Source organism: Coleofasciculus sp. (assembly GCF_046565525.1).
GTDB lineage: Bacteria > Cyanobacteriota > Cyanobacteriia > Cyanobacteriales > Coleofasciculaceae > Coleofasciculus.
Genome location: NZ_JBKHUP010000003.1, coordinates 68,206 through 80,862, shown reverse-complemented (window position 1 = coordinate 80,862; position 12,657 = coordinate 68,206). Strand labels below are relative to the sequence as shown.

The window sequence follows — 12,657 nt, the reverse complement described above, 5'->3', positions numbered from 1 at the left end:
AACTTTCTGGTGCAGACTCCAGACCAGAAAATCCTAGGCAGAAAAAGCAAAAGCCAAGTATGAACTCTTTGGAATTCGACCGAGAAGCTGACCGGATGGCGAGAGCAATCATGACTCGCAACAGCCAAATTGGGTCAGCCCTTATTGCCGATTTAACGACCAAACTGACCCTTGAATATATTGCTGCTGTGTTGGTTGTCAGTATTGAACGTGTGATTTGGTTTGAGCCAGACTCAGTTATTTGGGCTGTTGAAAACCTTATTCCTGCGGACATCATGCAGGAAATTCACAGAATTACTTCATTTACTCTCTATAAACAGTGGGTGCTCAAAGGATACGTACCAGGAACAGATTTGAGTGTTGATGTTAGCGGCAATGTGATGCTAAATAATCCACTCAAAAAAGCGGCTTAAAGACGTAGGGTGGGTACTACCCACCCTACAATCTAGGAGATAGACTATGCCAGCGCAATCTAAAATTTATAGAGAGTAGGGGCGCATGGCGTGCCATGCGTGTCACAAATCCTAATTTTCAGCGAAGGTGTCCCTGTTCCCTATACAAGTCATAGTTCCCTCGGAACACCTCCATAGGGCTTCCTCTGCTTCCCCTACTTTTGGCGCTTAAGTTGACACCAATGATGGCGTGCGCCCGATTCAATGGTAAGATCTATTCCACAATTTTAGCTGTGTCAAGCCAGTAGGTTGGGTTGGCGCATGTTACTAGGGCAGCATCTAGGGCTAAAGCCCTGACTACAAGCCTACTATCCCAGATGAGACGTTGCCAATCTTACACTATGGCGGTTTCCCACTTCAGATAAGGCAACTTCATCGCTGTCTCCCGAATTTGCTCAACTTGCTTCACCAGTTGTCCGCAACTATCCCAAGTCCCTGTAATCAGAGTTTGCCTTACCCCTTCAGGCATTGAAACAGAGGATTGGAAGTCACCACAGCGAACCTCCATTGATTCTAAATCTACCGTTATCGGCGCTTGGGGATTCTCTTCCAGGATTCTCTGTAACTGCTTCACTGTTTCCGGTTCAGCCGTAACACAGGGAACCCCCATTGCCAAACAGTTACCAAAGAAGATTTCAGCAAAACTTTCACCGACAAGGGCTTGTATGCCCCATTTTTGCAAAGCTTGAGGCGCATGTTCCCGCGAAGAACCACAGCCGAAGTTACCGTTAACCACTAAAATATTTGCCCCTTGATACTGAGGGCGGTCAAAAGGATGTTGCCCTTTTGCCTGGGCGCGGTCATCGGCAAAGGCTTTGTCTCCTAATCCTTCAAAGGTAACACAGCGCAAATAGCGAGCGGGGATAATTCTGTCGGTATCAATATCATTACCCACAACGGGAACGCCTTGTCCTGACACGGTTTTCACTTGACTCATGAATTCACTCCTTTTTTTCTACTAACAAAATATATCTCCATTTATCTTGGAGTAGAGTGTAACATCAATTCAATAAGAATTACCCATGGACTCGTGTCAGGTTACTAATTGAGAAGTCGTCTCAACTCATCACAGGCATGATGTAAGGAAGACAGGGCATTACTATCAAGTCCTTGAGGACAGATTTCCCTCGATAATTTTTTTGCTGAGGATTTAGCTAAATCGATACGTAAATCGATCCTATTCCATTTTCTAATTGCTGGAGAATTCTTATAATCTGTCCTTTCATCGCAATTGCGTTCAATACTAATGTAATAAAACCAGGTTTCAATATTTCTGGCTGGCACAAAAATGGCAATTTTCTCGTTAGGTAACCTTGGGTCTCGATTTAACTTGCCTTCCTGCTCGTCTAATGCTATGTGCAAAGAGCGCAATATGTCATTTATGCTATTAGTGTCGGTATCAATCATCACGACTATGGCACGATTTTGAAAATTTTTGCTTCTGTAGCTTTTAACAAGAGGTGCATAGTGCTTGATAACGAAGTCATTATTATTATTGACTTTCCTTCCTTTGACATTAGGGAAATTTTTGATTTTGCGATCCTCGAATCCACAACAGATAAGATACTGTCTGATGAATCGTTCGTGATCAATATCTTCGCATAAAATAATGACTTCTGGTTTATTGTCTTTACTCGTCATAAATCCATCCCAGTTCGATTAGTTTAGCCAGTGATAATCCTGTATCTTGTTGATCGGTAATGGACTGTAGACGTATAATTCCTTCATTGGCTCTCTCAAACCAATAACCAGAACTACTAGCTAAATAGTTAATGAGTGTAGGGTGATGGGAGATTAAAATGGCTTGTCCGTGACTTTCTGCACCTGAACATTGATCAAAAAGTGTACTCAGCCAAGGCTGTATTTCCGGTAAAGCGAGATAATTTTCTGGTTCATCAATACACAAGGTATAATCTTCATCAGGCGCACAATATATCAAGGTATATAGTGCAATCAAAACTCGTTGACCATCTGATATTTCGTTAAGTTTGTAAGGCTTTTTGCTGAGATTCGGGAAAGATAATGATAGAATTTTTGCCTCCCCAATTGGTTCATTTTTAAATGAATGAAATCCATCTATTACCTGTTTTAATTTCATTGTGAGTTCAAATATTTTTCCCTGATCTCCAGACAGATAAGTATACCAAGCCGCATAGTTTGACATATCCCATGCTGGATACCTATCTTCTTGGCGACTCTCTGCTGTCATGGAACAAGGATTAATGTGTACAATTAAAAAACGATATATCCGCTTTTTAAACCAAGTCAGTTTTTGAGTATCCAATCTCTCAGATACCAAACCTACAACAGAACGTGAGTAGTCCACAAATGGAATAAATTCTCCTTGTTGGTCAGGAGAATCATAGTATATCATTGCTTTCACAACAGGTTGATCCTGCTCTATTTCAATCCTGAAATCTGATAGTGGTTGTTCATTAAAACTCAATCTCTCACGATGCATTACAGGAGGGGCATAATCGCCTTGATGTTCAATTTCTAAAGAATATTTGTAAATTCCTCCATTTCCTTCAATGTCTAATTCAAATTTTTGGATCGAGCGAGTTTCCCAGCGAGTTAAATCTGTTCCTGGAAAAATTTGATCAACTTGAAACCTGTTCACAATAAAATATTGCAGTTTCTGTAACGCTGCGAAGACTGTGCTTTTACCAGAACCGTTAGATCCAAGAAATAGGCTAATATTATCTTCCAACTTTATTTCAAAGTTCACAAGACATCTAAAGTTGTCTATATACATTCTTTTTAACATAAATTTACTCCTTAAAGTTTGGGCAAAAAAGATTGGACATGAATATATGATCAACAGCAGAAATAGGTTGGGTTTTATGCCTTAACCCAACCTACCTAATATTATCACCTACTACCATTCATCCCTAATTTTCATAGAGAAGGCGATTGAGAATTTCTTGTCCTGCGGGATTGAATACCTGAAGACGAATAATTCTTGGATCATTGGGACGCCATGCAACTTGATACTGAAAATCTCCGTTTTGCCAAATATAAATACGGCGTTGAGGATTTCCCCGTACTTTCGCACCTCTGAGGATCAAGTTATCACCGGTTTGTTGATTAGTACCGTAGTAAGTGAGGGCGTTGTTGCTGTAGTTAATTGTGACCGACCATTCACCACCCTCGAATGTCCCCAGAGGAACCCTGGCTTGGGCGACGACAGGTGTTTTAATGATAAACTCGGTAATTGTAGGCGCAGATAAACCGAGAATGGTAGCAAGCGCGATCGCTCTGATATTCATAGTATTCCCTCCGTTGCTGTAACATAAACCTGGAACGCAATTTCCGGCTAAAACGGTTCACTATACTTTAATTTCAACCCGTTTTAACTGAAATCTGGCAAAATTGGTAATACACCCCAAATGACTCGCTCGGTGGGCAAAAGCAACTAACTCTAATATAAGCGTTTCCCGCGTTATAATATTTACCCACGATGGCGGCGTGACCCAGCTAAAATGGTGGCATTAGATTTGACGATTAAATCGGGCGCACGCCGTGCGCCCCTACGGTTTCCGGGCTAATGGTTAATTCCTCAAATTTGGCTCAAGCTTACTCCATTAAAGTCTTTGAACCCGTTTTAACGGGTTTTAGCTTTCAGCCAGAACTTTAGTTCTTGGCTGGCTGGCTCACAATAACTGTCTAACATCAGAAACTTTCCCATTAACCGCCGCCGCTACCACCATCACTGGACTCATCAACAATGTGCGTCCCGTGGCTGAACCTTGACGCCCTTTAAAATTGCGGTTCGAGGAGGATGCACTAATCTGATCCCCTTGTAACTTATCGGGATTCATCGCCAAACACATGGAACATCCCGGTTCACGCCACTCAAACCCCGCCTCTACAAAGATTTTATCCAATCCTTCGGCTTCGGCTTCTTTTTTGACTCGTTCTGAACCAGGGACAACAAATGCCTTAACGCCCTCCGCGACTCGCTTTCCTTGGGCAAATTGGGCGGCTTCGCGTAAATCCGTCAATCGTCCATTGGTGCAGCTTCCGATAAAACAGACATCCACTTTGGTTCCCTGAATCGGCGCACCGGGGATAAGCTGCATATAACGATACGCTTCTTGTGCGATCGCGCGTTCCGATTCAGGTAAACTATCAGGCACAGGAATCGCTTCATTCACGGCAATTCCCTGTCCCGGTGTAATTCCCCAGGTCACCGTTGGCGCAATCTCAGCCGCATCAAAGGTAACGATATCATCATAAACGGCATCGGCATCAGAACGGATACTCATCCACCATTCCACCGCTTTATCCCAATCTGCCCCTTTTGGCGCAAAATCTCGCCCTTTGAGATACTCAAACGTCACCTGATCCGGATTAATATAACCACATCGGGCACCGCCTTCAATGGACATATTGCACACCGTCATCCGTTCTTCCATCGTCATCTGCTCAAAGGTCGTGCCAGCATATTCATAAGCGTAGCCAACTCCACCTTTGACCCCTAACTTGCGGATGATGTGTAAAATCACATCCTTGGCGTAAACACCAGGAGGGAGTTTCCCATTCACTTCAATTTTGCGAACTTTGAGTTTAGACAGGGCTAGGGTTTGAGAGGCGAGGACATCACGGACTTGAGACGTACCAATCCCTAACGCGATCGCACCAAAAGCGCCATGAGTCGAAGTATGGGAATCACCGCATGCGATGGTCATTCCGGGTTGGGTTAATCCCTGTTCTGGGGCAATCACATGAACAATCCCTTGATTCCCCGATCCTATATTATAGAAGCGAATCCCATAATCCTTACAGCTTTGCTCCAACACCTGCATCATCTCCTCGGCTAAGACATCAGCAAAGGGACGCGCCTGGTTTTCGGTGGGAACGATATGATCCACAGTCGCCACCGTGCGTTCGGGATACAGCACCTTCAATCCCCTCTCGCGCAGCATCCCAAAGGCTTGGGGACTGGTAACTTCGTGGATTAAATGTAAACCAATAAATAGTTGAGTTTGACCCGAAGGCAGAGTACCGACGGTGTGGTAGTCCCAAACTTTATCGAATAGTGTTCTCTCGCTCATTTGCAAAAGGTCGTCATAAATAGGATTTAAGGATAATGACCAATCATCTATAGGGATAGATGCTTTAGTCTTCTATTTTATAGCGAGTATGACATTTTCTGAGATCTGTTAAGATAGAACCTAATCCAGGTAAAGGTTATGCTGTAACAGCAAGGGTTTCGGACTTTTTTATTAGGGTTGATTTGCCGGACATCATATTACAACTATAGATTTTATGCAAGAGCGATCGCACTCCTCACAGAAAACATGCGATCGCTTGTTTTAGACTTAAGTTCCCCCCATCCCGATTGACGATAGAAGCCTAACCCCTACTAAGTAAGCGTTTTAGCCAACTAGCCCCCTCCATTCTCACCCATGTATATTTAAGATTTTCTTAATATTTGTGGGAGAAAATCTGTGGAACAGAGGACATGGCACAGATTCAAGAGTTTTTGGACAATATCAGTGGTTGCGTTCACTTGGTTCTCGTTTGGAATAGGCGTTATTTAATATCTATCTGAAACTTTGCCAAAACCAATGGTCTTTAAGTTTAACAACTTCAAAGATAGCTAAGCAAAACATTGAACTAATTCCCCAAGGAATTAAAGCGGCTTAGACAAACGTAGAGACGTTGCAGGTAACGTCTCTACATCGACACCGCTCAATGAAATCGCTTATGAGCGAGGAGGCTGCATCTGACGCGCCATCTCTAGGAAACTACTCATACTCGGACCCGGACGCCGCCGACCACTGTTAGCTTTGAGTGGCAATAAGTTGTTTGGCGCAAAGGTGAGTCCTGGTTGAGGCTCTGCTTTGCCATTGCTAGCTGCTGCGGGTGTCGCTTGGGGTGCAGCTTTTTGCGGTTTGGCTTCTGGTGCTTTAGCGGCTTTAGCTGCTGGCTTCTTCGCTGCTGGCTTTTTCGCTGCTGGCTTTTTCGCTTCCGCTTCTGGGGCTTTGGTTGCTTGAGCGGGTTCCGGTTTCTTTACTTCCGGTTCCGATTTGACCGCCCCAATATCGTCTAGCTCCAAAAAGTAGTCTTTACTTTTTTTTCTTTTCGGAGCCTCTGACGATTGGTCTTTAGATTTATTGCCACCTTTTAAAAAACCGAACATTTACCGATACTCCTGTCTTTTAGAGAAAACTTAACAAATTTGCCAAAGAAAGATAGATGAGAACAAACGACGCTAATGTCTGCCATTTCTGATTGTACAGGCAAAACGCTACCTCAATCAGTTGGGTTAGCTTTTTGGCTTTGGGCTGAACTATGCCAACCGCTTAGCTTAGACTCATAATATCTAAGACTTTTTGGCTCATTTTACTACTCAATGGGGATTGACTTGTCTGGCAATTGAAGGGTCTTACTTGCCTCATAATTTCAAGGCTTTGAATTCAGGTTTTTCTAGATAGACGAACTTTATCTCTTCTTCTATCGTCGTTGCTTAGCGCACTTGTTCAACCTACTTCAATTTATCATCCAAACTCCAGTAGAGAGGTCAATAACTATTTTTATTTTACCGTTTAATGGTAGTTTTTCGCTAACTCAAATACGGCTTTTGATGACTTGACAGCAATTCATAAGGCTATCCGTACTCCAGGTTGATCTTTTCTGGGATAACGCTGCTCTATACATCGCCGTCAGATTAAAATTATGAGTTTTGAAGGGGGATTAGTGCAAGGTTTCGCTAACTTTCTTTACAAAAATTTACAATCTGACTAAACAAATAGTCTACTGGCGTGACACGACTAAAAAGTTAGCCGCATTGTCTACTACCGCCAAATAGCATCAGCCACCCGACATACATCGTGCATTTCGGAAACGTCGTGAACCCTAAGAATATCAGAGCCTGAAGCAATAGCCGCACAGCAAGCCGCCGCCGTTCCCCAGACCCGTTGCTTGGGGTCAGGTTGGTTAAGAATGCGACCGATAAAACTTTTGCGAGACACTCCGACTAAAATTGGCACACCGAGGTAACGAAAGGCAGAAAGTTGCTGTAGCAGTTGTACATTTTGCTCGGCGGTTTTGGCGAACCCAATACCCGGATCAATGATTAGGCGCGATCGCACAATTCCTGCATTGATAGCCGCCCGAATTTGACCCTCTAGAAACTGGTAGATTTCGTCGATGATATTGTGATAATCGGTCAGCTTTTGCATCGTTTGGGGGGTTCCCCGGATATGCATCAAAATGATTGGCACTCTCAATTGAGCAACCACAGGAAACATATCCGGGTCAAACGTACCACCGGAAATATCATTGACCATATCCGCACCCACCGCCACTGCTGCTTTCGCGACAGAGGCTCTGGTGGTATCCACGGAGATAGGAACAGACAGCGAGGAACGCACCGCCTTGATCACAGGTAGTACACGCTGGAGTTCTGCGGCTTCCGAAACCTCCTCAGACCCCGGTCGCGTTGATTGTCCGCCAATGTCGAGAATATCCACACCAGCATCTACCAGCCGCTGAGCTTGTGTCAAAGCCGCCTCTGGGGTATTAAACTCCCCCCCATCACTAAAGCTATCCGGCGTCACATTCAAAACGCCCATGAGATAGGTGCGTTCTCCCCAGCAGAAAGAACGATCTCGGATGGTTAGTTGTCCTTTGTCATTCGTCATTTATCCTTTGTCATACTCAAGGAAGCGAGAAGCTAGCTACCTCATTTATCCGTTTTTTCAACAAATGACCGATAAACCTCAAGCCAAGAGCAAGCCAAGAGCAAGTTAAGCGACGTGGTTTCAACCCGTCGCTGAACAACCTCTTAGAATCCACGTTTTTCAGGGTGGTCAATGATAATTGACTATTCGGGCAAATCCCCCCGGCTCTAGACTAGCTCCCCCAACTAACACCCCATCAATTTCAGGTTGCGCCATAATTTGATCAATATTCCCAGGCTTGACCGAACCCCCGTATTGAATAGGCACATCGGCGACTTTTAGTTGAGAGCGAATCAAACCCATGATCCGATTGGCTTCTGCGGCTTCACAGGTATCTCCTGTACCAATTGCCCAGATCGGTTCATAGGCGATCACGAGTTGCTGCTGATCCACATCCACCAAGCCTTCTATGAGTTGCTTGCTGATGTGAGATTCTGTTTCTCCAGCATCTCGTTGTTGCTTCGTTTCACCGACACAAAGGATGGGAATTAACCCATGACGCTGGGCGGCGAGGAGGCGTTGGTTTACGGTTTCGTCCGTTTCACCAAAGTACTGACGCCGTTCACTGTGACCAACTATGACATAACGTAAGCCGAGTTCGGTCAACATCGCTCCAGAAATTTCACCGGTGAAGGCGCCTTCATCAGCCCAGTGGATATTCTGCGCCCCTAGCTGCACACGGCTATTGTGCAGATTTTTGGACATGACTCCCAAGTCTGTAAAGGGAACACACAGAACAACTTCCCGCTCTGGGGGTGTTTGCTCCAGCTTGGGCATAAAGTCTTGTAAAAACTCAGAGGATTCCCTTTGAGTCTTGTACATTTTCCAGTTACCGGCAATGACTATTTTTCGCACAGCTTAAATAAAATCGTCTCAAACTTGATGCATCCTTCAGTTTATAGCCTTGAGGCGCAATTGACAGAGCCAAGTTAGCTGTTTGAGATCACCAATCCTTGTCTAACTCCTACTGCATCAATGGTCTAGCGATCGCGCTGTGGCAAACTGAAAGCAGCACAGAAATATGTACCAGACGTGCCATGGCGCGTCTGTTGGCGCGTCTGGAAGGGGGTAGGGAAGGGTTTTACCAATAATGTTCGTCGATATCTGATAACTTGACTAAACCCGCCCTTTTAAGCCGGGGAAGTAGGAGGAATAATGAGAAAAATGTTTGGCTGGGCTTTTGTGGGATTGGTAATTTCTGGCGGTTTTAGGTCAGATCTTGCCTTTCAAGCTCAGGAGTATCATCCTATCCCCGTTAGTCAAGCGACAAATCGTTCTAAAGATACTCCTGGAGGCGGGGAAGCTTGTAGAGACGCAGCCTGCGACCTTTTGGAAGTAGAGGACGAGGAACTTATAAAGTATTCTTACTTGTCACGGGATGTGGAAAACCTCTCTGCAAACTTCTCTCCTGGTAGGAGAGAGGCTTTGGTTTTTCCCCCTTCCCAGACATTATTGACCGATACCCAAAATGTCACCGTCTCTGAATCAATGAGTTTTGCAACTGATGAGATCGAACAGTTTCAACAGGTCATGGAATGGGCAATTGTCCAACACCTGCATGAGCAACCCCTGGCTGATATTATACAGGCGATCGCACACCAGTTTGTGGGGACACCCTATAAGGCAGGCTTATTAGACCAGTCAGCAGAAGAAACCTTGGTGGTGACGCTTCAGGAATTTGACTGTGTGCTATTTGTGGAAACAGTACTCGCGATCGCACGAACTATAGCGCGACAGGATTATTCCTATCCCACCTTTGTCGCTCATATTCAGGATCAGCGTTACCAGAATGGTCAACTCCATGGCTATTGTAGCCGTTTGCATTATTTCTCAGCCTGGATTCATGACAACCAGAAACGGGGAACAGTCACAAATATTACCCAGGCGTTGGGAGGAATCCCGTTAAATAAGCGGCTTAATTTTATGAGTACCCACCGACACCGTTATCCCCAACTCGTGAATAATCAGGCAAATTACGACTGTATTCTAGAGATGGAAGCTCAGCTCAATGCTGTCTCCTTAGAATATATTCCCACCGATCAGGTTCACCACAGCTATAATCAGTTACAATCTGGAGATATTATCGGCATCGCCACGAATATTGCTGGATTAGATGTTACCCATACCGGATTCATTGATCGCCAGTCAGATGGTGGAATTCGTTTGATTCATGCCTCACCGGCTGGAGCGGTGACGATTTCCTCAGACTTACAGCAGTATGTGGGCAATATCAAGAACGCGATCGGTATTTTAGTCGTTCGTCCGAATGATTTGCGTTAGTGAGTGAGCCAACCTCTCCCTAGGATGAATATCAGGGATTCTCAAAGGATACTTCGAGACGGATTAAAGTACCGCCCCTGCGTGTCTTCTTAGAAAGCTTTTCCCCTTATTAAATAAGGTATTACTTTTGTGGATATCTACATTCTTGCCTTGTTGCTTATTGGCTCACTGCTCCTTTTGGTCACAATGGGTTCAGGCTGGATTAAGCGATTACCTCTTTCTTACGCTCTCATTTACTTAGTTGTTGGAATTTTTCTCGGTCCCCATGGAGTTGATCTGATTCAACTTCAGCTCCAAACCGAATTTTTGGAGCGCGTCACAGAATTTGTTGTAATTGTCTCTCTGTTTAGTTGCGGCTTAAAAATGAATCGCCCTCTGAGAATAGGAGCTTGGAATTCAACAATTCGGCTCATCGCTTTTCTCATGCCGATTTCAATTTCTGCCATAGCAGTAATTAGCCATTGGTTGTTGAGCCTGAACTGGGGAGCCGCTGTTTTGTTGGGGGCAATTCTCGCACCAACTGACCCGGTATTGGCATCAGAAGTCCAATTGGCACATATAGGAGATAGAGATGAGTTGCGATTTGGTCTGACTTCTGAAGGGGGATTGAACGATGCGTTAGCCTTTCCTTTTGTCTATTTTGGGATTTATTGGTTAGAAAACGACAATTGGCAAGTTTGGTTAAAGCAATGGATTCTTGTTGATTTAATTTGGGCGATCGCGGCTGGAATTGGTATGGGTATTTTGGTCGGCAAGGGAGTCATGAAAATTAATCAGCAGCTCCAAAGATTTCGACCCATTGATGTGTTAATGGAGGACTTCCTTGGTCTCAGTATTATTTTAATAACCTATGCGCTGACCGAACTCATTAACGGTTACGGATTTTTAGCGGTATTCGTTGCTGGGTTGATGGTACAGCGGATTTCTCATAATCATAATCGGCGAATTTCTCAACTGGAATTCACCGAACAACTTGAAAAATTGATGGAAGTGGGAACTATTCTCCTCTTAGGTTCCCTCCTGCGAATTGAGCCAATTCTAGAATTCGGTGGCGAAGCCCTTCTCATCGCCGGGTTATTAATTTTTGTCATCCGACCTTTAGGCGCTTGGATTAGCACTACCAACTTAGGTTTTGCCAAGTCACCTCGCTCACGCTTTCACCCAGCAACCCGCTGGTTATTTGGTTGGTTTGGCGTTCGAGGAGTCGGCTCTCTCTACTATCTTTCCTATGCTCTTGGCAAGAGTTTAGAGGGAGAATTGGGTGCCAGAATTGCTTGGATAACGTCCATAACTGTTGTACTATCTATCATCATACATGGAATTAGTGCGACTCCTTTAATGAAGTGGTACGAGAAAACTGATCAGGAAAGAAGTTAAAATTTCTGACTGAATAATAGCCCAATTATGTACCCGATTTAGTTTTTAATAGAACTCACGGCGTCCATCTTCTCTAGATGCAATCGCAAGTTTTGAAACCTTAGAGCATCTTGTTGATCCGGCTTGTGCTCTGTCCAAATTTTCTCACTTGTTAAAACCAGGTGGCTTTCTCATTTGCTCGGTTCCGAATGTTTTATATGAACCGCGTGATGAAGCGGGATTACCCACGAATTCTTATCATAAGCAACTTTTTAGCTATAAATCGCTGTGTGATTTACTTGATAAAAATGGGTTGAGGATCAATTACCGAGTCGGTCAAGCCTGGTCAAACGGTGGGAGTTTCTGTGTTCCTTGACAAAATTATCGCTGAACTGGGTCTTTCTCGCTCAGTCGTTTCATTGCTATATATGCTGGGAACGTTGACCGGCTCGTTTTCTTTGCCGTTTATCGGACGGTTTATTGACCGCAAGGGACCACGAACAGCAGTGGCTGCGATCGCATCTCTATTTGCCCTAGCCTGTGTGGGGATGGGATTGGTGCAAGGTCTAGTTACTCTAGGATTAGGCTTTATCGCTATTCGCGGTTTAGGACAGGGTTCACTCGGATTAGTCAGTACCAATGTGATCAATCTCTGGTTTGTTCGGCGTCGGTCGATTAGTGGTTTGGCAACGACTATCGCTGTCGCGGGTACGGCTTTTGGTCCGGTGTTATTTGCTCTTGGGTTTGAGCAATTTGGCAGTTATGCACCCGTTTTGGGATTAGCCATCGTAGTGCCTTTCGCGATCGCATTAACTGCACTTTGGGTTGAGATAGCACAGAAAACAAGTTCAGCCGCCTGAAAAAAGTTAGAGTAAAAG

At 44.5% G+C, this 12,657-nt stretch carries 13 protein-coding genes and 1 pseudogene; 6 read left to right on the top strand and 8 right to left on the bottom strand.

Annotated features, from left to right (window positions below; genetic code table 11):
- Positions 1–59 precede the first annotated feature (59 nt).
- Positions 60–413 (top strand): hypothetical protein, encoded by a 354-nt coding sequence (locus ACLGGO_RS01700; protein WP_446364240.1) that lies wholly within the window; start codon positions 60–62, stop codon positions 411–413.
- A 373-nt stretch (positions 414–786) separates the two neighbouring features.
- Here ACLGGO_RS01700 and leuD read toward each other — a convergent pair whose 3' ends face one another.
- The 8 genes from leuD to tpiA all read right to left on the bottom strand — a co-directional run bounded on the left by leuD (position 787) and on the right by tpiA (position 8,998).
- Entirely contained in the window at positions 787–1,389 is a 603-nt protein-coding gene (gene leuD, locus ACLGGO_RS01695) for a 3-isopropylmalate dehydratase small subunit (RefSeq protein WP_446418044.1), read from the bottom strand.
- A gap of 104 nt (positions 1,390–1,493) precedes the next feature.
- On the bottom strand, positions 1,494–2,093 hold the full coding sequence (locus ACLGGO_RS01690; RefSeq protein ID WP_446418043.1) for a hypothetical protein: 600 nt from the start codon (positions 2,091–2,093) through the stop codon (positions 1,494–1,496).
- Positions 2,083–3,219: an AAA family ATPase gene (locus ACLGGO_RS01685; RefSeq protein ID WP_446418042.1), complete on the bottom strand. Its 1,137-nt coding sequence runs from the start codon at positions 3,217–3,219 to the stop codon at positions 2,083–2,085. The genes ACLGGO_RS01690 and ACLGGO_RS01685 overlap by 11 nt, the downstream gene beginning before the upstream one ends.
- Before the next feature lie 124 nt (positions 3,220–3,343).
- A complete protein-coding gene (locus ACLGGO_RS01680; RefSeq protein ID WP_446418041.1) occupies positions 3,344–3,721 on the bottom strand; it encodes a hypothetical protein in 378 nt (125 codons plus the stop codon).
- Between the two features lie 384 nt (positions 3,722–4,105).
- A complete protein-coding gene (leuC, locus tag ACLGGO_RS01675; RefSeq protein WP_446335619.1) occupies positions 4,106–5,509 on the bottom strand; it encodes a 3-isopropylmalate dehydratase large subunit in 1,404 nt (467 codons plus the stop codon).
- 653 nt (positions 5,510–6,162) lie between these two features.
- The gene (locus ACLGGO_RS01670) at positions 6,163–6,600 is read right to left on the bottom strand and encodes a hypothetical protein (protein WP_446335620.1); all 438 of its coding nucleotides are present in this window, start codon (positions 6,598–6,600) and stop codon (positions 6,163–6,165) included.
- Between the two features lie 655 nt (positions 6,601–7,255).
- A complete protein-coding gene (gene folP, locus ACLGGO_RS01665; protein WP_446418040.1) occupies positions 7,256–8,104 on the bottom strand; it encodes a dihydropteroate synthase in 849 nt (282 codons plus the stop codon).
- A gap of 168 nt (positions 8,105–8,272) precedes the next feature.
- On the bottom strand, positions 8,273–8,998 hold the full coding sequence (tpiA, locus tag ACLGGO_RS01660) for a triose-phosphate isomerase (protein WP_446335622.1): 726 nt from the start codon (positions 8,996–8,998) through the stop codon (positions 8,273–8,275).
- Between the two features lie 98 nt (positions 8,999–9,096).
- Between tpiA and ACLGGO_RS01655 the strand changes: the two genes are divergently transcribed.
- The 5 genes and pseudogenes from ACLGGO_RS01655 (at position 9,097) to ACLGGO_RS01635 (ending at position 12,639) form a co-directional block, all read left to right on the top strand.
- Positions 9,097–9,234, top strand: coding sequence for a hypothetical protein (locus tag ACLGGO_RS01655; RefSeq protein ID WP_446418039.1), 138 nt, complete (start codon positions 9,097–9,099; stop codon positions 9,232–9,234).
- Positions 9,235–9,298: 64 nt separating this feature from the next.
- Positions 9,299–10,423 (top strand): N-acetylmuramoyl-L-alanine amidase-like domain-containing protein, encoded by a 1,125-nt coding sequence (locus ACLGGO_RS01650; RefSeq protein ID WP_446418038.1) that lies wholly within the window; start codon positions 9,299–9,301, stop codon positions 10,421–10,423.
- A 129-nt stretch (positions 10,424–10,552) separates the two neighbouring features.
- Complete coding sequence (locus ACLGGO_RS01645; protein WP_446335625.1) at positions 10,553–11,800, top strand: cation:proton antiporter; 1,248 nt, start codon at positions 10,553–10,555, stop codon at positions 11,798–11,800.
- Between the two features lie 79 nt (positions 11,801–11,879).
- Positions 11,880–12,155 (top strand): annotated as a pseudogene (locus ACLGGO_RS01640) (class I SAM-dependent methyltransferase); the annotation flags it as partial.
- Complete coding sequence (locus ACLGGO_RS01635; protein ID WP_446418037.1) at positions 12,145–12,639, top strand: MFS transporter; 495 nt, start codon at positions 12,145–12,147, stop codon at positions 12,637–12,639. The pseudogene ACLGGO_RS01640 and the gene ACLGGO_RS01635, both read left to right, overlap by 11 nt.
- Positions 12,640–12,657 lie beyond the last annotated feature (18 nt).